The organism is Amycolatopsis heterodermiae, assembly GCF_034929455.1.
Taxonomy (GTDB): Bacteria; Actinomycetota; Actinomycetes; order Mycobacteriales; family Pseudonocardiaceae; genus Amycolatopsis; species Amycolatopsis heterodermiae.
Genome location: NZ_JAYFSI010000038.1, coordinates 1 through 411, shown reverse-complemented (window position 1 = coordinate 411; position 411 = coordinate 1). Strand labels below are relative to the sequence as shown.

1 protein-coding gene is annotated in these 411 nt (G+C 68.1%); it reads right to left on the bottom strand.

Annotated features, from left to right (window positions below; translation table 11 throughout):
* On the bottom strand, nucleotides 1-411 hold a 411-nt coding region (locus tag VA596_RS50565), incomplete at both ends, for a cbb3-type cytochrome c oxidase subunit I (protein WP_323337984.1).

Here is a 411-nt window from a genome sequence, read left to right as displayed (position 1 = left end):
GGGGTGAGGTAGCCGGACAGGACGATCAGGCCGCCGAACAGGTACAGCCAGTAGGAGAACGCGTTCAGCCGCGGGAAGGCCACGTCGGGTGAGCCGATCTGCAGGGGCAGGACGAAGTTGGCGAAGCCGAACAGGTTGGGGGTGGCGTAGAGCAGCAGCATGATCGTGCCGTGCATGGTGAACAGCTGGTTGTACTGCTCGGGGGAGAGGAACTGCAGGCCGGGTCGGGCGAGTTCGCCGCGCATCAGCAGGGCGGTGAGGCCGCCGACGAGGAAGAACCCGAACGACGTCGACAGGTAGAGGACGCCGATGGTCTTGTGGTCGGTGGTGCGGAGCGTCTTCACGATGACCGAGCCGCGCAGGGCCCGGCGCACCGGCCGGTGCGGGATCGGTGTCGGGCGGGCCGCGGTG